This is a genomic window from Geothrix fermentans DSM 14018 (assembly GCF_000428885.1).
GTDB classification, from domain to species: domain Bacteria; phylum Acidobacteriota; class Holophagae; order Holophagales; family Holophagaceae; genus Geothrix; species Geothrix fermentans.
Map to the genome: position 1 here is coordinate 65982 of NZ_AUAU01000010.1, position 20665 is coordinate 86646.

A 20665-nucleotide genomic window follows, 5' to 3' on the forward strand; every position below is an offset into this window, starting at 1 on the left:
ACATCTCCTGGCATGGGGCTTTGGGGACCCTGTGAGCAACGGGGATGCCAAGGTATTGGATGGATTCCAACACCCCATCATTCAACACTTGGTAAATCGACCCTGGAATCGCCTGTCTCTGGATTGAGAGCGGACCCCGGGGCCGCGGGGCCCGCATCAGGCGCTTTTATGCCAGACCGCGCTCGCGGCGGGCCTCTTTACCGAGGGTCGTCTCACTTTGGAGACAAGTCGCGCTTCGGAGACAGGGCGTTCATCCGCTTGTAGAAGGTGGCCCGGCCGATGCCCAGGTGGCGCGCCGCCTCGACCACCTTCCCCTGGGCCGCCTCCAGCGCCGACTCCAGGATGCGCCGCTCCGCCTCCGCCATGGCCTCCACGTAGGTGCCTCCGGGCAGGGGGGCCATGTGCACGGGGGTGCCCGGGGCGGGCTTGAGCAGGCTCTGGATGTCCAGCAGCTCGAGCCGCGGCGCGTCCGTGGCCATCACCGCCCGCTCCAGGATGTTCTGCAGCTCCCGCACGTTCCCCGGCCAGGCGTAGCGCGCCAGGAACGCGATGGCCTCGGGGCTCAGCTCCCGGGCGAAGGTCCCGTTCTCCAGGGCGCTCTTCTCGAGGAGGTGCTCGCAGAGCAGGTCCAGGTCGCCGATGCGCTCCCGGAGGGGCGGAAGGGGGATGTTCAGCACGTTCAGGCGGTAGAAGAGGTCCTTCCGGAAGCGCCCCTCCGCCACCATGGCCTCCAGATCCCGGCTGGTGGCGGCCAGGATGCGCACGTCCACGCGGATGACCCGGTTGGAGCCCAGGGGCTCGCACTCGTGCTCCTGCAGCACGCGGAGCAGCTTCGACTGCAGGGGCAGCGGCAGGTCGCCGATCTCGTCGAGGAAGAGGGTCCCGCCGTGGGCCAGCTCGAACTTCCCGGGGCGGGGCTTGCGGTCCGCGCCGGTGTAGGCCCCGGGGGCCACGCCGAAGAACTCGGCCTCCAGGAGGGTCTCGGGGACGGCGGCCATGTTCACGGACACGAAGGGCTGGTCGGCCCGGGGACCCCCGGCGTGGATGGCGTGGGCCAGCAGCTCCTTGCCCGTGCCCGTCTCGCCCTGGAGCAGGACCGGCGCGTGCAGCATGGCCGCGCGGCGGGCCAGCCGCTTCACCTCCATGGTGGCGGGACTGTCCCCGATGAACGAGGAGAAGGTGTACTTGGTGCGGCGGGCCGCCGCGAGCTTCTTGTGGGCCCGGGCCAGCTCGGACTGGAGCCTGGAGAACCGCTCGAACAGCGGCTTCAGGGATTCGTAGTGGCTGAATAATGCAAAGCCTACGGCCCCCAGCACGGCCCCGTCCTCGTCCTTGACGGGCATCCGCATGACCACGAAGGTCTGCTCCGAGGCCTCCAGCAGGTCGATGAGGATGGGCTCGCCCGTCTCCACCACACGGCGCATGAGGCTGTTGGGGATGATGGCCTCGATCTCCTGGCCGATGGCCTTCACGGGGTCGATGCGGAGCCGGGCCGCGTAGCGGTCGTTGATCCAGACCACCTTCGCGGCGCGGTCGATGATGACGGTCCCCTCGCACAGGCTTTCGAAGCAGTCGAACATCGACTGCATGGCCTTGTGCTGGAGCAGGGACGTGTCCTGCAGCGTGAGAAGGTGCCTGGTCACGGGGAGCCTGGATGGGAAAGGGCCCCCAGTCTACCTCAAGGATGCCGGGTTCCCCACCTGCCCAGGGAAAGCTGGACGCCAAGGACGCCAAGGAACTCCGGGAGGGGCCCGGGGCTGGGCCATGGGAAGAAGAAAGGAGGTTTCCTACTTCCTGATTAACGGTGAACCTCAGCCTGATTGAGGACTTCAAAAGCCTCCACGAAGGGCACGAAGGAACCGGTCAAGGCCACGAAGGCAGACCTCGGCGTCCAGGCCAGGACATCCGGGCCTTCGGCCCCCGGGCCGCGCCTGGCGCCGCCCGAGAAAGGATGTCTGCGGTGGGTCGAGCCCCCTCTGCGATCTCCGCGCGCCCGCAGGGCGTCTCCGCGTTCTCTGCGTTCCTCTTTTTTAGCCATAGAGGTGGTGGAGGGGCCCGTTCGAGATGCGATTCCGCCCCTCCGGGATAGCGTCCGATGGTTCATGATGGGTCTGCACACAGGCAGCATTACAGGCCGTAATTGTCCAATTTCCATTCATACAGGGCCACGCGAAGAGGATCATGCCCATGCAGACTCCGATCAATGAAGCCATCCAGACGCACTACACCCGAGCGGATCTGGGGGACGTCATCCTGGCGGCGCTGGAGAACGCGGGCAAGGACCTGACCCGCCTCACGCCCGAAGACTTGGCCCCCATCGACCAGTTCCACATCCGCGGACGGATGGCGACGCTCGAGCTCGCCCGGGCTGCGGGGCTCCATGCGGCCATGCATGTACTCGATGTCGGGAGCGGCGTGGGCGGCACCTCGCGTTGTCTTGCGAAGGAATTCGGCTGCCGCGTCACCGGCATCGACCTCACCGACGAATACTGCCAAGCCGCGGCGATGTTGACGGCCAGGACCGGTCTCGCCCACCTCGTCGACTTCCGCCAGGGCGACGCCACCAGGCTACCCTTCGACGACCAGGCCTTCGACGCCGTGTGGACGGAGCATGTGGCGATGAACATCCCGGACAAGGCTCGGCTGTACCGGGAGATGCACCGGGTGCTCAAACCGGGGGGCACGCTCGCGATCTATGACGTGCTGGCCGGTCCGTCGGGCCCGGTCCTGTTTCCGGTCCCGTGGGCGCGCACCCCGGACACGAGTTTCCTCGCAACGCCGGAGGCGTTGCGCAGGCTTCTCGAAGACACGGGATTCACGGTCGCCGACTGGTCCGACACCACGGAGGCGGCCCGGGCCTGGTTCCTGGCCCTGGCCGAAAAGATCCGCAGAGAAGGCTTCCCGCCCCTTGGATTCCACCTGCTGCTGGGCCCTGACTTCAAAGCGATGGCGCAGAACCAGGGGCGGAACCTGGAAGAGGGGCGGATCGTGCTTGCGCAGATCGTCGCGAGGAAGTGAACGCGGCCCAATCCCCCCCACCGGCAGGCGCGGGGCTAAACCGACCCGGGCCGGGGTCGAATCCGGGGAGCCTGTCCGGAGCTCCCGAATGACCTTCCGCGCGTTCGTCCTCCCCTGCCTGACCCTGGCCGTCCTGAACGCCCAGGCGCCCCTGGCCCGCCTCCAGGGCCTGGTGCCCCCTGCGGAGCGGACCCAGGTGATGGTCCTGGGCACCTTCCACTTCAGCCAGCTGAAGGACCGGTTCAAGCCGGAGATGGCCGAGCCCATCCTCCGGAAGCTGGAGGCCTTCCATCCCGAGGTGATCGCGGTGGAGCAGCTGCCGGGGGACCGCATCCACGAGCTCGAGCTGCGGGCCAAGGCCACGGGAGCCCACCAGGAGGTGCTGGACGGCTTCGCCAGGCACCAGCTCGAGCTGGGCCACGCGGCCCAGGGTCTGCTCGGGCTGGATCCCCTCCAGGCCGCCCAGGCCCTGGCGAAGCTGTCCCTGCGGCCCCAGGGGACGGGCGAACAGGTGCAGCGCACCCTCCACCTCCTGGCCACCTACGAGCTGCCCAGCGCCCTGCTGGCCTGGTCCCGCATCGCCCCCGCCGAGCGGGCCGCCCTGGGCGGCATTCCGGCCGCGCTGAAGGCCAAGCTGGACGCGCAGCTCCTGCGGATCAACGAAGTGCAGGCCCTGGCCCTCCCCCTGGCCCAGCGCCTGGGCCACACCGAGGTCGCCTGCGTGGACGAGTTCGAGGACCTTTCCACCGCAGAAGCGGTGATGGGCGAGCTGGCGGCTTCCATCGCCAAGGTGCCGGACCTGGCCGCCGCTAAGAAGGCGCCGGTCTACCAGGACCTCCAGGCCCGCCTGAAGGCCGCCACCGAGGCCGGGGACCTCCTGTCCGTGCTGCGCCACATGAACACGCCCGCCTTCACGGCCGCGGATGTGGACGCCCAATGGGGCGTGTTCCTCCGGGTCCGGCACCAGGTCCCGGCCGCCCGCAGCCGCCTGACCCTCTGGGAGAACCGCAACCTCAAGATCGCCGCCCGGATCCAGGCCCTGCATGCCCGCTATCCGGGCAAGCGGATCCTGGTGATCTACGGCGCCGCCCACAAGCCGTTCCTCGAGGCCTTCCTCAGCCCGTGCAGCGGCCTGCAGCTGGTCCAGCCGGCCTTGTAGGGGCCCCCTTCGGGCCCGGCTTCCGGGAGGTCATGGCCCCGGCGTACCGGCCGCCGACCTCCTCCAGAACCGCCTCACCAAAGCCATGCTCACCCAGGACCGCCAAGCCGGTCGCCCGCCGAGCTGAGGACGCGACGGATGAAGGGCGAGTATGGGGCGTGAGACCCCAAACCACCTCCCGTTCAGCCCGGAAAATGGTCCGTTCGGGGGTTTGGCTTGGGCTTTCTGAAGAGGCATGTCTTCATAAGGCAATCGATGGTCCTTCTATAATCACTCATCTTTTACAGCCAAAATCAGGCGAACGACCAGCCTCTTCGCCCACGCCGTCCAATTTCTAATGAGGCCTCAAAAGGTGAACGATGCTCTCATTTGCTACCGAGTTGTCGGTCGACAGCAGCCGCGAAATCGCGGATTTTCTACGCACAATCGAAACATGGATCCTTGGGTCGCCTCACACGCAGCTTGCTGCGGGCGATCTTGCGGGGCTTATTAATACGGCTGAGTCGCATGTTCAGCGCGGCACGGAGACTATCGATACGGTCTCGTTTGCGGCTACAGAAGAACAAGCTGTTGGTGTCCGTTACACGAAAAATGACCACGACCTCCAGTGGACCACAACGGCCGTATTCTCCAAACGCCCTCTCGACAGTTGGGTGGGAATCAAAGTCTCCTGCGAATCGAACCATCCTGCTTTTCGGCTCCCGGTTGCAAAGAAACCGGTCCTTGTGCGAACTCTGCTCGAGGCCATGGGCGGAATTCCAGACGGATTGCTTTGCGTCGACGGCCGGGCCCGCCGCCTGAAGAATACGGATATCGACATTGCTGCGCGGTTGATCACTGGCAAATCTGACTGCCGCCTGCCGGTTGTCTATGTCAGCGCAGGGTTCCAGGACAGACATGTCGTGGATTCGGATCGGTTGGCTTTAGACCTAGCAGGGATGGCGCATGTCGTTGTCGAACCCAATAGACCATTCTCGTTGCGCCTGAAAATCGCAGTCGACTCTGAGAACGTCTATGGTGGAACTGTAGGTATCTATTGGCCAGAAGACGGAGGGCGTCGGTCGTTCTTCCTCGGCCGCGGGTATGAGTCCGGTGATGAAATTGCACGAGCGATCTTCGACGAGGTCCGGACGGCCCTCACGAATCGTCGCTCTCTCGACAGGTGCACTTGGGCACATGTCCAAGAAAACACTTCGCGTCAGGCCATCCAAGCGCTCCGAGCTTCGGGATCCCAGGAAGTAGAAAAATACGTCGAAACGTTTGACAAGGAACTGGCAGCCAAGTCTCAGCGCCTTGATGACGCCAACCTCGAGATCGTGCGCCTCCAAAAAGAACTTCAAATTTACCAGGCACGCCTCAAAGCGGATTCAGGATTCTTGTTACAGCGCGGCGGCGAACAAGACCTGTACCCAAACGAGGTTCATACCATCGTCCGACAAGCGATCGCGGACGCGATTACAAGAGTGCCGAGCGACAGCCGACGAAGACACGTGCTGGACGCCGTTCTGGGTGCGACTCCTGAACCAGAGGATGTAGCCGCTTCTATGCGAGAAAAACTTAAACAAATTCTTCGGGGCTTTCGTGTGCTGGATGCAGGAATAAGGCGCAGTCTAGCGGAGATAGGATTCTCAATTGCGGAGGAGGGGAGGCACTACAAACTTACCTTCCAAGACGACGACAGGTACACATTCACTCTCCCCAAGAGCGGGAGTGATCATCGCGGAGGCTTGAACGCCGCAAGTGACATTGGAAGGCTGCTGTTCTAAGAACTATCAACCAGTTGCAGCGGACGGCCCGCTGCTCGGCCAACCACTGAACGGGAGCGATAGGCGCCACATGATTAGAAGTGAAACTGATCTATTGCGTGTGACGCAGGAAGTCAGCAGAGGTCTACAGGAAATTCAGGACTATCTGGAACAAGGTGGTCATCCGACCATCAAAGTAAAATTTCCGTACGGATTTATCCGTACAGCCAAACACTTTCGAGAGCAATTCCCGTTTATCGCAAAAGACAGTTTGATTAGAAACATCGGGTACTCCTTGATTCTTTCAGATGTGTACCGATGGGTTCTAAATCGTATTGAAATAAAGGGTACAGCTCGAGAGATGATCATCAAGCAGGGGATCTGTCTATTCGGCTCCCTCTGCGAAAGCATCACAAAGGATGCTCTTGAAGGTAAAATAAGTAGTAAAAAAGGTTATAAAGAACGAACAGAATTTTTGCTAAATAACAAGGTAATATCGAATGAGCTTAAAACTGATTTGGATTGGCTTTGGGATACGAGAAACAATGACCATCTTTTTCTCATCGCTCATAGAGAGCACCGGAAATACTATATTAAGGACTATAATCGCGCTATACGGTCTTACCAACAAGTCAAAGAAGCGCTGAACAAATTCTTGGCTCCTCCAGTCTAACCCTCTGGTCAACTCGACCTTTGCCCCTATTGCTTTTCGCCTTCTTTAATTTCTCGATTTCTCGGCTTCGTCCAATGCCTCGGTGGATGCAACTAATTAATTTCTTTATTGATGCCCGGAGAATCATCACTCCAACACGCAAAGAGCCGCTCCCTTTGAGGCGGTTCCTTGCGTCTCTGCGTCTTTGCGTTGGCTCTTTTAAAGCCCAACCTACATATTCAACGCCCGCCCATACACCGCCCGCGCCGCCTCGGGGAACACCTCGTTGAGGCTGGGGTGGGGATACATGGTGTTGATGAGCTCGTTCACCGTGAACTCGCCGCCCATGAGGGCCACGCTGGAGGCCACCAGCTCCGTGGCCTTGGGGCCCAGGATGTGGATGCCGAGGATCTCGCCGTACTGCTTGTCGGCCACGATCTTGATGAAGCCGTGGGGCTCGCCCACGATGTTGGCCTTGGCCATGGGGGCGAAGGGGAAAGTGCCCACCTGCACGTCGAGGCCCTTGGCCTTGGCCGCCTTCTCATTGAGGCCCACGGTGCCCACCTCGGGGTCGCAGTAGGTGCAGGCGGGGAAGCGGTCGTAGCGCACGGGGTGGGGATGCACGTCCTTGCCCAGGCTCTGGGCGGCGTGCTCGGCGGCCACGATGCCCTCGTCGCTGGCCACATGGGCCAGCCAGGGGGTGCGCACGATGTCGCCGATGGCGTAGAGGCCGGGCTCGCCGGTCTGCATGAACTTGTCGATGACCACGCAGCCGCGGTCCACCTGGGCCTTGGTGGCCTCCAGGCCGATGCCTTCGACCAGGGGCGACCGGCCCACGGCCACCAGCAGGTGGCTGCCCACCACCTCGCCGGGGGTTTCGCCTTCGAGGAAGCAGGCCACGCCGTCGGCCCGCTTCTCGATGCGGGTGATCTTGGTCTTGGTGCGGACGTCCATCTTGTAGGTCTTCTTGAAGATCTTGGCCAGCTCCAGGCCGATCTCCTCGTCCTCCAGGGGCAGGATCGTGTCCATGAACTCCACGAGCGTGACCTTGGAGCCCAGGCGGCTGAACACGGAGGCGAACTCCACGCCGATGGCGCCGGCGCCCAGGATCACCAGGTGGCTCGGCAGCTCGGTGAGGTCCAGGATGTGGTCGCTGTTGAGCACCCGGACGCCATCCGTCTCCAGGCCGGGGATGGGCTTGGGGGCCGAGCCCGTGGCCAGGATGATGCGCTTGGCCTCGTGGACCTCGCCCGCCACATCCACCCGGCCGCCGCCCAGGAGCTTGCCGAAACCCTTGAGCACGGTCACCTTGTTCTTCTTCATGAGGAACTCGATGCCCTTGGCGTTCTTCGTGACAATGCGGCCCTTGCGCTTGACGATGGTGGCGAGGTTGGCCTTCAGGGCCTTGGCGTCCACGCCGTCGATGCCGTAGTCGTCGGCCACCTGCATCTGCTCGAAGCGGTGGGCGCTCTCCAGCCAGGTCTTGGCGGGGATGCAGCCGCGGTGGAGGCAGGTGCCCCCCAGGCCCGGATCCTTCTCCACCAGGGCCGTGGCCAGGCCCAGCTGGGCGCCGCGGATGGCGGCGATGTAGCCGCCGGGGCCGGAGCCGATGACGAGGAGGTCGAAGGAAGCCATGCTGCGCTCCAAAGAACGGGAGTCCATGATCCCACAGGGCCCGGGGGCGGGAAGGGCCTAGGCGTACACCAGGGCAGACCGCACCTCGAGGCGGGCGGCCTTCCACTCGGCCCAGGCGGCCTTCAGCTCCCGGCGGTGGGCGGCCAGGGCGGCCCTGCGCTCGGCCTTGGCCTCCCGCCAGGCCTCGGCCTTGGCGGAGCCCTTGGCGCGCCACTCGGCCTTCCGGGCCTGCCAGGCCACGTGCCGGTCATGGAGCGCCGTCAGCGCGGCCTCCAGCTTCTTCCGGGCGGCCTCCAGGCGGTCCCGCATGGGGTGGGCGCTGCCGGGGCTGGCCAGGGCCAGGCGCTCGCGCAGGCGCTTCTCCTCCATGCGCAGTCGGGCCTGGGTCATGGCGGCGGCGGACACGCGGCGGAATCCGCCCACCAGGCCGAACCAGCGCAGGACGTTCAGCAGCCACTTGGTGGGGTCCCACTGGTACCAGAGGGCGCCGTTGCGGTAGTCCCACTGCCAGAGGTGGTGGAAGTTGTGGTAGCCCTCGCCGTAGGTCAGGGGCGCCAGGATCCAGTTGTCGCGCGCCGTGTTGGCGTCGGTGTAGGGCCGGCTGCCGAACATGTGGGCGGCGCTGTTGATGAAGAAGGTGGTGTGGTGCGTCATGACGATGCGCAGGGCCACGCCGAAGACCAGGTGGCCGAGCACGTTGCCCGTGGCCAGGCCGATGACGAGAGGGAGGGAGGCCACCACGGCGCCGATGAGGAAGTGGTTCCGGTGCTGCCAGCGCACGAGGGGATCCTTCTCCAGGTCCGCTACGCCGGCGATGGGCAGGCCCTTGGCCTCCATCACCCAGGTCCAGTGGGCGTACCAGAAGCCCTTGCCGATCTGGTAGGGATCCTCTTCCGTGTCCACGTGGCGGTGGTGCACCCGGTGGTCGCTGGCCCACTTGAGGGCCGAGTTCTCGAAGGCGGCGGCGCCGAAACAGAGGAAGAGGAAGCGCACGGGCCAGGAGGCCTTGTAGGCCCGGTGGCTGAAGAGCCGGTGGTAGCCGCCGCTGATGGCGGTGCCCACGGCCGTGGTCATGGCGAGGAACACCAGCGCCTCGCTCCACCGCAGGCCGGAGGTGGCCAGGCGCCAGGGCACCAGCACCAGGGCCAGGGCCAGGGTGCCCGTGAGGAAGAGCGTGTTGAGCAGGTTCCAGCGCTTGGTCAGGGTCATTCCATAGACTCCAAAAAGAAGCTCAATTCTACCGGACCTCCGGCGCCGCTGTCCCATGCCAAACTGGCCGGATCCCCGTGAGGTTTCCGTGACACCCAAGCGAACCTGGTATCGCTCCAGCACCTTCTGGATCTTCATGGGCCTGATCCTGGGCGTGATCCTCGGAGGTTCCCTGCCCCAGGACCAGTACCCCTGGGCCTACGACACCTTCCGCTTCCTGTCCAAGGCCTTCATCAGCCTCATCAAGGGCCTCATCGTCCCCCTGCTGCTGTCCACCATCATCGTGGGCATCGCCCAGACCGGCGACATCCGGGCCGTGGGCCGCATGGGCGCCAAGGCCCTCCTCTACTTCGAGATCGTCACCACCCTGGCCCTCTTCATCGGGCTGGCCGTGGCGAACTGGATCCAGCCCGGGGCCCACCTGCCCATGGACCTGGGGGCCCACTCGGGTGTGGTGGCCGCCAAGGCCAAGACCGGCTGGGAGATCGCCCTCCACATGTTCCCGTCCAACCTCATCCAGCACGCGGCGGAGGCGGACATCCTGCCCGTGGTGATCTTCGCGACGATCTTCGGCATCGCCCTCACGAAGGTCGGCGAGCGCGGCGCGCCCGTGCTGGCCTTCTTCGACGGCGTGGCCCAGACCATGTTCAAGTACACGGACTTCGTCATGAAGCTCACGCCCCTGGGCGTCTTCGGCGCCATGGCCTACAACGTGAGCCACATGGCCGCCGGGCACACGGTGAACGGGGTCCTCATCAAGGGCTGGCCCGCCGTGGCCCACCTGCTCAAGCAGTACAGCCTGCTCGTGGGCAGCCTCTACCTGGCCCTCATCCTGCTGTTCGTCCTGGTCTTCGTGCCCGTGGCCTGGCTGGCGGGCATCCGCGTCCTGGCCTTCGTGCGGGCCATCAAGGACCCGGCCCTGACGGCCTTCAGCACCGCCAGCAGCGAGGCGGCCCTGCCCAAGCTGCTCGAAGAGGTGGTCCGCTTCGGCGTGCCCCGCCAGGTGGCCAGCTTCGTCATCCCCACGGGCTACAGCTTCAACCTGGACGGCTCCACCCTCTACCTGGTGCTGGCCAGCCTCACCATCGCCCAGGCGGCGGGCATCCACATGAGCCTGGGCCAGCAGCTGCTCATGGTCTTCACCTTCATGCTCACCAGCAAGGGCGTGGCGGGCGTGCCCCGCGCCACGCTGGTCATCATCGCGGCCACCTGCGGCAGCTTCGGCCTGCCGGGCGAGGCGGGCATCGCCATGCTGCTGGCCGTGGACGAGATCATGGACATGGCCCGCACCACGGTGAACGTCATCGGCAACGGACTGGCCAGCGTGGTGGTGGCCCGCTGGGAGAAGGTCTTCGGGACGGACCCCGAGCCCCTGCCCGACCAGGAGATCTGAGCGTTTCCCCGCCCAAATCCTTGTCTTGAAAGCCTTCCGCCGGTACCCTGGTGGATTCCCAATGCGGCGCTGCATCAGGATCCGACCGGGGGCTCCATGAAGATCATCGTGACCGACGAGGTGACCGGCGAAGGCCTAGCCCTGCTCGAGCGGGACCCCCGCATCTCCCTGGACGTGCGCCTGGGCCTGTCGAAGGAGGCCCTGCACGCCTGCGTCGGCGAGTACGACGCCATCATCACCCGCAGCGGCACCACCGTGGACAAGGCCCTGCTGGATGCGGCCACCAACCTGAAGATCGTGGCCCGGGCCGGCGTGGGCATCGACAACGTGGACGTGGACTACGCCAGCTCCAAGGGCGTCATCGTGGTGAACGCCCCCTTCGGCAACACCAACAGCGCCGCGGAGCACACCCTGGCCCTGCTGCTCTCCGCCTGCCGCCACGTGCCCGCCGCGGACGCCAGCCTCAAGGCCGGGGAGTGGAAGCGGGCCAAGTTCACGGGCGTGGAGCTGAAGGGCAAGACCGCCGGCGTGATCGGGCTCGGCAAGGTGGGCGGCCGGGTGGCCACGCGGCTCAAGGCCTTCGAGTGCGAGGTGCTGGGCTGCGACCCCTATGTCAGCGCCAAGCGCGGCCAGGACCTGGGCGTGCGCCTCACGGACCTGGACGAGCTCTGCCGCACCTGCGACATCCTCACGGTGCACACCCCCCTCACGGACGAGACCCGCGGCATGATCGGCCAGGACCAGCTGGCCCTCATGAAGGACGGGGTCATCCTCCTCAACGTGGCCCGGGGCGGCATCCTGGACGAGCCGGCCCTGCTGGCGGCCCTCGACTCCGGCAAGGTGGCCCTGGCGGCCGTGGACGTCTGGTCCGAGGAACCGCCGAAGACCGACGTGCTCAAGCGCCTCATCGGCCACGAGAAGGTGGTGGTCACGCCCCACCTGGGGGCCAACACCCAGGAGGCCCAGGTCAACGTGGCCATCGACGTGTCCCGGGAGATCCTCAGCTACCTGGACAGGGCCCCCCTGGAGAACGCGGTGAACCTGCCGCACTTCGACCCGGCGGTCATGGACCAGATGCGGCCCTACTTCAAGCTCATGGCCGTCCTCAGCGAGTTCGGCCTCCAGCTCATGAAGGGCAGCCTGGACCGGGTCACCTTCGGCTTCGCCGGCGCCATCGCCCACCACGACTGCTCGCCCCTCACCGTGAGCGGCCTGGCCGCCCTGCTGGACCGGGCCGTGGACCAGCCCGTGAACATGGTCAACGCCAACCTGGTGGCCGAGCGCATGGGCCTGGTGGTGGAGGAGCGCAAGTCCACCGGCGGGGGCGACTTCTCGAACCTGGTGACCCTCACCCTCGAGGGCAGCGGCAAGACCCGGGTCCTGGCCGGCACCCTCTTCGAGGGCACCCCCCGCATCGTGCGCCTGCGGGACTACGCCATGGACTTCATGCCCGAGCAGCACATGCTCCTGCTGAGCTACATGGACCGCCCCGGCATGATCGGGAAGATCGGCACCGTGCTGGGCCAGCACGACATCAACATCGCCTTCATGAGCCTGGGCCGCCGGGAGCGGAAGGGCGAGGCCATGGTGGTCCTCTCCGTGGACACCCCGGTGCCCCCCAGGGCCCTGGAGGAGCTGAAGAAGGCCACGGAGGCCACCTTCATCCAGGCGCTCCACCTGCCTTCGGCCTGAAGAGGTCCACCACGGAGGGATCGCAGTCCAGGACTTCAAAAGCCTCCACGAAGGACACCAAGAAGCAGGCCAAGGCCACGAAGGCAGAGGCTTCGGCATCCAGCCCAGGACATCCGGGCCTCCGGCCCCCGGTCGCGCGCCGCGCGACCGGCTTTGCGGGCGGCTGTCACGGACGGCTTCCAAGGGCCGTCATGGCCGCCGCCCGCAAAGGGATGTCCGCCGGTGGGTCGAAACCCATTCGTGCCCTTTTCGTGCCCGGAAGGGCGCCTTCGCGTCCTTCGTGGAGATCTTTCCAGGCTGAGGCTCGCCGTTGACCAGGCTTCATCCATGGAGGCGGATCGGCCTCCGGGGCCTCCGGCATAATGGAGGGCTGGAGGCCTCTTTGAAACTCATCGCCTGGGACTTCGACGGCACGCTGGTGGACAGCCGCCCCCTCATCGAGGCCGGCATGGCCCACGCCCTGGACGCCCTGGGCCAGCCCCGCTCGGTCATGGGCGAGTGGCTCAAGTACGTGGGCCTGCCCGTGGAGGCCGGCATCCGGAACACCTTCGGGCCCCTGGGCCTGGACTACGACGTGGTCCTGAAGGCCTACCGCAGCTTCGGCCACGCGGAGAACGAGCACCTCCTCCAGCCCTTCGAGGGCATCCCCGAGCTGCTGGAGGAGCTGCGGGCCCGGGGCCAGCGCATGGCCGTGGCCACCTCCAAGCGCCGGGCGCCCCTGCTGCGCCAGATGGCCCGCTGGGGCTGGGAGGCCTGGTTCGATCCCATCATCACCCCCGACGAGGTCACCCACGGGAAGCCCCACCCCGAGAGCTTGGAGAAGATGCAGGCCATGACCGGCCTGGCCCCGGAGGACATCCTCATGGTGGGCGACACGCCCTTCGACCTGGACATGGCCCGGGCCGCCGGGGTACCCAGCCTGGCCGTGGGCCACGGGTTCTACCCCCAGGAGGCCCTCGCCGCCTGCGGACCCCGGGCTTACGCGCCGGACACGGCCGCTTTACGGGACATCTTGCTAGCGTGGAGCGCCTGATGTTGTCCGGGGGGGACCGCCTGCTCGCCTTGCTCGCGAAGTCCCCCCCGGAGCCCCCCGCCTCGATCTCAGGCCAAGCCTGACCTCGAGGCCATCCTCAACCCAGGAGCCGACATGGCCGAGCTGACGCACCTCGATCCCGAAGGCCGTCCCAAGATGGTGGACGTCTCCGCCAAGGCCGTGACGCGGCGCCTCGCCGTGGCCGCCGGCTACCTGGAGCTGGACGCCCCGGCGGCGGAAGCCCTCTCCCGGGGCGGCGGGCCCAAGGGCGATCCGTGGTCCGTGGCCCGGATCGGCGCCGTGGGCGGCGTGAAGCGGGCCTCGGACCTGATCCCCCTGGCCCACCCCCTGGCCATCGAGGCCGTGGACGTCGCCCACCACTGGGATCCGGCCACGCGCCGGGCCTGGCTGCGGGTGCAGGTGAGCTGCGAAGGCCGCACTGGCATCGAGATGGAAGCTCTGGCCGGGGTGACCGTCGGCCTGCTGGTCCTCTACGACATGCTCAAGGCCGTGAGCCACGGCATGGCCATCGGGCCCGCGCGCCTCCTCCGCAAGGAAGGGGGGCGGCGGGGCACGGTGACCCTGCCCTGGGAAGGATGCCCCTGGGTGCCCTGAGACGGTGGCTCCAGTTGGAAAACATTTGCATATGCAAGGTCCCAGGACCCCGGTAGGATTGGGGACTGGACTGTTCCTTATCCATCGCCAACCGGGGTTGCGACCCCCTCAAGGAGGCCTAGCGAAGCAGGCTTTTCCGTTCCAGCCGGGAGTTTTTCCATGCGTCTTGCCGTCTTGACCCTCGTTCTCGCGTCCCTCAGCCTCGGCCTCCAGGCCGCTCCGAAGCGGACCTCCAAGAAGACCTCCTCCAGGCCCGCCGATGCTGGTGCCGTCCACGTCGTGCGCAAAGGCGAGACCGCTGGCGTGATTGCCCGGGCCCACGGCATGAGCCTCTCCGAGCTGGCCGCCCTGAACCCGGGCCGGAAGCTGTCCAAGCTCTCCCTGGGCATGAAGCTGAACATCCGATCCGCCAAACCGGAGCGCCTGGCTGCGGCTCCGGAGGCGGAGGACGCCCCCATCCAGGCCCTCCCGGCCACCCCCCGGCCCGCCCTCGCCGCCCTGCCCGCGCCCGCCGTGGTGCCCCCGGCCCCCATGCCCCACCTGGAGCGCCTGCTGCCCTACCAGGTGCGCGCCGTGGTCCCCGCCGCCGACAGCCGCAGCGGCGCCCCGGCCTCCGGCCACCTCGAGGCGCACCTGGCGCCCGGCACCCCGTCCCAGCTCCTGGCCCGGATGCAGCCGGTCATGCCGCCCGTCAGCGAGGCGGAGCTGAACGCCCTGCTGCCCACCTTCGCCCCCGCGGACCCGGACAAGCTCGACCTCCTCTGGCCCGTGGAGACCCGGACCATCAGCTCCGCCTGGGGCCCCCGGATGCGCACCAGGACCGTCCGGGTGAAGAACCAGCGCAAGAAGCGGGTGCGCTACAAGGGCCGGCACCGCGGCATCGACCTCAACGCCCCCGCCGGCACCGCCGTGTTCGCGGCCATGGACGGGCAGGTGGTGATGGCCGGGAGGCACAAGCAGTACGGCAACTTCGTGGTGGTGGATCACGGGAACGGCGTGGCCACCCTCTACGCCCACCACCAGCTGAACCTGGTCCAGGAGGGCGACATCGTGCGCCGGGGCCAGAAGATCGCCGAGGTGGGCCGCACGGGCAATGCCACGGGCCCCCACCTCCACTTCGAGCTCAAGATCGACGGCGTGCAGCGGAACCCCCTGCCGGTCCTCAACGACGAAGAGGATGTCTCCGCCGAGCTCGCCGCCCAGAACGCCCTGCTGGGGGCGGCCGGCGCCAAGCGCTGAGAACCCCCGTCCAGGCACTCTGAACCTCCGCCCCACCCGCGGCACTGGAAGGAAGCGCCCCACCGCATCCCGGCGCGGGAGCGGCCGCGGACGCCATGCTAGACTTGGTCCTTTCGCCGTTCTGAGGTGGTCATGCCGCTGTACCGAGCTTCCCTCCGGGCCCTGGGGGCCGTCGTGCTCCTGGCCGCGACCCTGGCCTGCGGAGGCAAGAAGGGCGAAAGCGCCCCGGCCACCACCATCACCCTCAGCGGCACCGTCACCTACACCCGCGTGCCCCTGGCCACGGACGCCAACGGCGTGCCCACCGGGCTGGCGGACAGCTCCGCGGCGACCAACCTCAAGACCCTGCCCGCCAAGGGCGTGCTGGTCCGGGTCTACCAGCGCAACGACCAGCTCAACCCCGACGGCACCACCAAGTCCACCAGCTGGCTCGTGGTCACGGGCGGATCGACGTTCACGGATGCCAATGGCCTCTACAGCGTGACCGTGCCCAAGGACAAGCCCCTGATGGTGGAGCTCCTGAGCACCTTCGACGGCGGAGAGAACCACTCCGTGAACGTCGTGGGCGATCCCGCCGGCATCAACAGCACCCTGCCCCAGGCGGTCCGCTACCGTTACGCCATGCGCAAGGCCGTCGACGGCACGGCCCCCGCCGGGAACCCCACGCCCGCCGCCATCCCCGCCGGGGACAGCGTGGTGAACTTCACCGTCGGCCTCACGGATGCCTGGTGGCTGGTCAACCCGACCTACCTCTTCGGCAACGCCGTGGCTCCGGATGCGGGCAACCCTGTCGCCGAAACCACCCTGCCCGGCCGCAGCACCGGCACCGGCAGCCGCATCCTCGCCATCGGCGACAGCATCTCCTCCTTCAAGAACGTCTACGGCCTCGCCACCCCCGGAACCACCCTCGACCTCCACTACGCGCCGGGGGTCTCGGAAACCCGGGGTTCCTTCGTGGAGTACGACCGCTCGGTCTATCCCCTGGCCTACGACGACAACCTCGGCACCCGCCACTACTTCGGTTCGCTCCAGGGCGGCTCCGCCAACGACGACGCCTGGGACGAGGGCGTGATCCTGCCCCTGATCGCGCGGGGCGTCCTCTTCAGCACCAACGCGGGCCGGACCTACTCGATCTCCCAGAACCCCCTGCTCCCCGTGGCGGCGCCCCTCACGGACCTGAGCCCGGACATGGCGAGGATCGAGGGACTGGCCGAGGCCATGGCCGCCAACATCCTCAAGTCCCCCTACCTGGCGGACACCCAGGGCGCCTCCCTGGCCGCGCCTGTGCTGGACATCCGGGACATCAGCGGCCTCAGCTCCGCCCAGCTCGGACCCTATTCCGCTCCGGCCCTCCGGGCCCTGGCCTGGGAGATCATCCTCAAGGCCAACAGCGTGGCCAGCCCCGGAACGTCCGCCACCTGGTCCGGCATGAACGCCGCCGCGGCTGCCCGCTTCTTCCTGCCCCCGGGTGCCAGCCGGGACGCGGAGCCCCTCAACATCTACTCCCAGATCGCCCGCCTCAAGGAGGGCAAGGCCCTCACGGAGCCCGTGGACCTCTCCACCCTCTTCACGGACGCGGTCCTGGGCCCGCTCACCGCCCCCTTCGGCGTGCCCTGGCCCCGGCCCGCCACCGGGACCTACGCCTCCTTCGCGGCGAACTGGGGCACGGATCCCAATGCCCTCACCGTCCCCCTGGCCCCCTTCTCCCTTAGCATGGCCAAGGCCGTCCAGGTGCGCGGCACCTACCCGAACCTGTCCGAGGGCGAGGTGTTCTACAGCGGGTTCAGCCTCAGCGCCGACCGGCGCTACGTCATCGGCGTGAGCATCAGCCCGGCCCTGCCCGCCGGCGCGGAACTGGACCTGGACCTGCCCCAGGCCGCCCGGAGCTTCACCTTCACCGGCGCCGGCGGGACCACGCCGGCCCTCGTCCTCACGGTGAGCACCGCCCCCCCGGTCTACCACCCGGTCCGGGTGCGGCTGAAGAGCCCGAACGCGCTCCAGCCGGACGTGGCCGTGACCGTGAGCTTCACGCCCAGCCTCTAGCCAAGCCTCCAGCCACGTCTCGCCCGGGAGCCGCCATGACCGCCTCCGCCGCCCTCCAGGCCCTGCAGGCCCGGGCGCCCTTCGTGCCGGATCTCGTCATCGTCCTGGGCTCGGGCCTGGGGGCCCTGGCCGACAGTGCCGAGGCCCGGGCCGGGGTGTCCATCCCCTTCACGGACCTGCCGGGCTTCCCGGCGCCCACGGTGGCCGGCCACGGCGGCAAGCTGGTCTTCTGCGAGTTCGAGGGCCGGAAGGTGGTGCTCCAGGCCGGGCGCTTCCACTTCTACGAGGGCCACCCCATGCCCCTCGTGGTCACGCCCATGCGCCTCTACGGACGCCTCGGCGCCAAGGCCGTCCTCCTCACCAACGCCGCCGGGGCCCTCAACCCGGCCTTCGGCGTGGGCGAGCTCATGGCCCTCACGGACCACATCAACCTCTTCGGCACCAACCCCCTCATCGGCCCCAACGTGGAGCCCGGCCCCCGCTTCCCGGACATGACCGCCGTCTACGACCCGGCCTTCCGCGCCCACCTCGCCGCCTGCGCCGCCCGGCTGGGGCAGACCCTCCGCCAGGGTGTGTACCTGGGCCTGACGGGCCCCAGCTACGAGACGCCCGCGGAGATCCGCGCCTTCCGCGTGATGGGGGCCGATGCCGTGGGCATGAGCACGGTCCCCGAGGCCATCGTGGCCCGCCACGAGGGCATGCGCGTGGCGGGGATCTCCTGCCTGTGCAACATGGCCGCCGGCATCCTGCCCCAGCCCCTCACCCATCAGGAAGTACTGGAAGCCGGAGCCGCCGCCGCCGGCCGCTTCGAGGCCCTGGTACGGGCCTTCGTGCGGGACCTGCCACTGTAAAGCCCTGAACACCCACCTCACTGTTGTGGAGAAGAAGAAGCCCGGCTCCGCCGGGCTTCTTCGCGGGGGCCCGGGGGTGTGCGCGCAGCAAAGCGGAGCGCGGAACCCCCGGACAGGAGCAAGCAGAAGCCCGGCTCCGCCGGGCTTCTTCGCGGGGGCCCGGGGGTGTGCGCGCAGCAAAGCGGAGCGCGGAACCCCCGGACAGGAACAAGCAGAAGCCCGGCTTTGCCGGGCTTCTGCGCGGGGGTCTCGGGGGTGTGCGCGCAGCGAAGCGGAGCGCGGGACCCCCGGACTAGTTTTGACTCTTCTGGTGTTCTTCGATGAGGCGGTTGACCACCTCCGGCTCGGCCAGGGTGGAAGTGTCGCCCATGCCCTCGTACTCCGAGGAGGCGATCTTGCGGAGGATGCGCCGCATGATCTTGCCGCTGCGGGTCTTGGGGAGGCCCGAGGCGATGTGGATGACATCGGGGGCCGCGAAGGCGCCGATGACCTGGCGCACCTGCTCCTTGAGGGCGCCGATGAGCTGCTGGTTGTCGGCGAAGCCGGTGTTGAGCAGCACGTAGCAGTAGATGCCCTGGCCCTTGATGGGGTGCGGGTAGCCCACCACCGCGGCTTCGGCCACGGCCTCGTGGGCCACCAGGGCGCTCTCCACCTCGGCGGTGCCCAGCCGGTGGCCGCTCACGTTGATGACGTCGTCGATGCGGCCCGTGATCCAGTAGTAGCCATCCTCGTCCCGGCGGGCGCCGTCCCCGGTGAAGTAGTAGCCCGGGTACTGGGTGAAGTAGGTCTCCCGGAACCGCTTGTGGTCGCCGTGGACCGTGCGGGCCTGGCCCGGCCAGGGGGCGCCCAGGCAGAGGGCCCCCTCCACCCCGTTGCCTTCGATGGGCACGCCCGTGGAGGGATCCACGATGACGGGCTTCACGCCGAAGAAGGGCAGGGTGGCCGAGCCGGGCTTGGTGGGCGTCACGCCGGGAAGCGGGGTGATGAGGATGCCGCCGGTCTCCGTCTGCCACCAGGTGTCCACCACCGTGCAGCGGCCCTCGCCCACCACATCGTGGTACCAGCGCCAGACCTCGGGGTTGATGGGCTCGCCCACGGTGCCGAGGATGCGCAGCGACTTGCGGCTGTACTTGTGGATCCAGCTGTCGCCGGCCTGGGCCAGGGCACGCAGGGCCGTGGGCGCCGTGTAGAGGATGTTCACGCCCAGGTCGTCCACCACCTGCCAGTAGCGTCCCGCGTCCGGGTAGAGGGGCGTGGACTCGAAGATCACCGTGGTGGCGCCGTTGGCCAGGGGGCCGTAGACGATGTAGCTGTGCCCGGTCACCCAGCCGATGTCGGCGGCGCACAGGTAGATGTCGTCGGGGTGGTAGTCGAAGACCAGCTTGTGGGTGAAGGCCGCGTAGGTGAGGTAGCCACCCGTGGTGTGCAGCAGGCCCTTGGGCTTCCCGGTGCTGCCGGAGGTGTAGAGGATGAAGAGGGGGTCCTCCGCGCCCATCCACTCGTTGGTGCAGGTGGAGCGCTGGCGGGCGGCCTCCTCGTCCAGCCACAGGTCGCGGCCGGGCTGCATGGGCACCTCGCCGTCCGTGCGCCGGGCCACCAGGACCGTCTCCACCAGGGACATGCCCTCGATGGCGCGGTCCACGGTCTTCTTCAGCGGCACCTTCTTCCCGCCTCGCAGGCCCTCGTTGGCGGTCACCACCACCCGGCAACGGGCATCCACGATGCGGTCCCGCAGGGACTCGGCCGAGAACCCGCCGAAGACCACGGAGTGCACGGCCCCGATGCGGGCGCAGGCGAGCATGGTGTAGACCAGCTCGGGGATCATGGTCATGTAGACACAGACCCGGTCGCCCTTCTTCACGCCGTTGGCCAGGAGCACGTTCGCCACCCGGGCCACATGGTGCTTGAGGTCGCGGTAGGTGATGTGGGTGTAGACCCCGGGCTCGTCCTGGGCCCAGATGATGGCGGTCTTGTCGCCCAGGTGGGGCAGGTGGCGGTCCACGCAGTTGAAGCAGGCGTTGAGGCGCCCGCCGGAGAACCAGGAGAAGTCCACCTCGTTGTAGTCCGCGTCGAAGACGGACTGCCAGGGGTGGAACCAGGTGAGCGACTTGGCCTGCTCGCCCCAGAACCACTCGGGGTTGTCCAGGGACAGTCGGTACAGGCGCTGGTACTCCTCCATCGTCTTGATGTGGGCCCGCTCCCGGATGTGGGGCTTCACGGGAAAGAGGTCTTCGGACATGTCGGCTCCGTGCCAGAGGGTGGAATGGGGAATGTGGCGGAGGAGCGTGTGGATGGCAGTGGAGGCCTGGATCTCCACGCAGGTCCGTCAAGCTGGGAAAGACGTTGGGGGGTGGGGGAGGCGACCATTCTCGGACCCGCCC

Annotated in this window: 15 protein-coding genes; 11 read left to right on the forward strand and 4 right to left on the reverse strand. The window is 67.3% G+C overall.

Annotated elements, in window-relative coordinates:
- Positions 1-212 precede the first annotated feature (212 nt).
- Positions 213-1589: a sigma-54-dependent Fis family transcriptional regulator gene (locus tag G398_RS0104565; protein WP_052571467.1), complete on the reverse strand. Its 1377-nt coding sequence runs from the start codon at positions 1587-1589 to the stop codon at positions 213-215.
- A 598-nt stretch (positions 1590-2187) separates the two neighbouring features.
- On the opposite strand from G398_RS0104565, the gene G398_RS0104570 reads away from it, so the two are divergent.
- From G398_RS0104570 to G398_RS20635, 4 genes are all read left to right on the forward strand, one after another.
- Positions 2188-3018 carry a class I SAM-dependent methyltransferase gene (locus G398_RS0104570; RefSeq protein WP_026852717.1) on the forward strand — a complete coding sequence of 277 codons (831 nt, stop codon included), beginning with the start codon at positions 2188-2190 and terminating at the stop codon, positions 3016-3018.
- Between the two features lie 88 nt (positions 3019-3106).
- Positions 3107-4177 carry a DUF5694 domain-containing protein gene (locus G398_RS0104575; protein WP_026852718.1) on the forward strand — a complete coding sequence of 357 codons (1071 nt, stop codon included), beginning with the start codon at positions 3107-3109 and terminating at the stop codon, positions 4175-4177.
- A 359-nt stretch (positions 4178-4536) separates the two neighbouring features.
- Positions 4537-5943, forward strand: a complete 1407-nt coding sequence (locus G398_RS20630) for a hypothetical protein (RefSeq protein WP_157492276.1) — start codon at positions 4537-4539, stop codon at positions 5941-5943.
- On the forward strand, positions 5918-6595 hold the full coding sequence (locus G398_RS20635; RefSeq protein WP_157492277.1) for a hypothetical protein: 678 nt from the start codon (positions 5918-5920) through the stop codon (positions 6593-6595). Before G398_RS20630 ends, G398_RS20635 begins: the two co-directional genes overlap by 26 nt.
- Positions 6596-6805: 210 nt before the next feature.
- Here the strand turns inward: G398_RS20635 and lpdA are convergent, their stop codons facing one another.
- Both lpdA and G398_RS20170 read right to left on the reverse strand, forming a co-directional pair.
- Positions 6806-8209 carry a dihydrolipoyl dehydrogenase gene (gene lpdA / locus G398_RS0104585; protein ID WP_026852720.1) on the reverse strand — a complete coding sequence of 468 codons (1404 nt, stop codon included), beginning with the start codon at positions 8207-8209 and terminating at the stop codon, positions 6806-6808.
- A gap of 57 nt (positions 8210-8266) precedes the next feature.
- Entirely contained in the window at positions 8267-9418 is a 1152-nt protein-coding gene (locus tag G398_RS20170) for an acyl-CoA desaturase (protein ID WP_052571438.1), read from the reverse strand.
- 88 nt (positions 9419-9506) lie between these two features.
- Here G398_RS20170 and G398_RS16260 point away from each other — a divergent pair, with 88 nt between their 5' ends.
- The 7 genes from G398_RS16260 to G398_RS0104630 all read left to right on the forward strand — a co-directional run bounded on the left by G398_RS16260 (position 9507) and on the right by G398_RS0104630 (position 18284).
- Complete coding sequence (locus G398_RS16260) at positions 9507-10811, forward strand: dicarboxylate/amino acid:cation symporter (protein ID WP_052571440.1); 1305 nt, start codon at positions 9507-9509, stop codon at positions 10809-10811.
- A gap of 96 nt (positions 10812-10907) precedes the next feature.
- The gene (serA, locus tag G398_RS0104600) at positions 10908-12503 is read left to right on the forward strand and encodes a phosphoglycerate dehydrogenase (protein WP_026852721.1); all 1596 of its coding nucleotides are present in this window, start codon (positions 10908-10910) and stop codon (positions 12501-12503) included.
- A 382-nt stretch (positions 12504-12885) separates the two neighbouring features.
- Positions 12886-13536 carry an HAD family hydrolase gene (locus G398_RS16265; protein ID WP_052571442.1) on the forward strand — a complete coding sequence of 217 codons (651 nt, stop codon included), beginning with the start codon at positions 12886-12888 and terminating at the stop codon, positions 13534-13536.
- Between the two features lie 114 nt (positions 13537-13650).
- Positions 13651-14151 carry a cyclic pyranopterin monophosphate synthase MoaC gene (gene moaC / locus G398_RS16270; RefSeq protein ID WP_052571444.1) on the forward strand — a complete coding sequence of 167 codons (501 nt, stop codon included), beginning with the start codon at positions 13651-13653 and terminating at the stop codon, positions 14149-14151.
- Between the two features lie 159 nt (positions 14152-14310).
- On the forward strand, positions 14311-15390 hold the full coding sequence (locus tag G398_RS0104620) for a LysM peptidoglycan-binding domain-containing M23 family metallopeptidase (RefSeq protein ID WP_084511998.1): 1080 nt from the start codon (positions 14311-14313) through the stop codon (positions 15388-15390).
- Positions 15391-15522: 132 nt separating this feature from the next.
- Positions 15523-17433 carry a hypothetical protein gene (locus tag G398_RS0104625; protein ID WP_026852723.1) on the forward strand — a complete coding sequence of 637 codons (1911 nt, stop codon included), beginning with the start codon at positions 15523-15525 and terminating at the stop codon, positions 17431-17433.
- Positions 17434-17468: 35 nt separating this feature from the next.
- Positions 17469-18284 carry a purine-nucleoside phosphorylase gene (locus G398_RS0104630; protein WP_026852724.1) on the forward strand — a complete coding sequence of 272 codons (816 nt, stop codon included), beginning with the start codon at positions 17469-17471 and terminating at the stop codon, positions 18282-18284.
- Positions 18285-18576: 292 nt separating this feature from the next.
- On the opposite strand, the gene acs is transcribed toward G398_RS0104630, so the two are convergent.
- Positions 18577-20523 (reverse strand): acetate--CoA ligase, encoded by a 1947-nt coding sequence (acs, locus tag G398_RS0104635; protein ID WP_026852725.1) that lies wholly within the window; start codon positions 20521-20523, stop codon positions 18577-18579.
- Positions 20524-20665 lie beyond the last annotated feature (142 nt).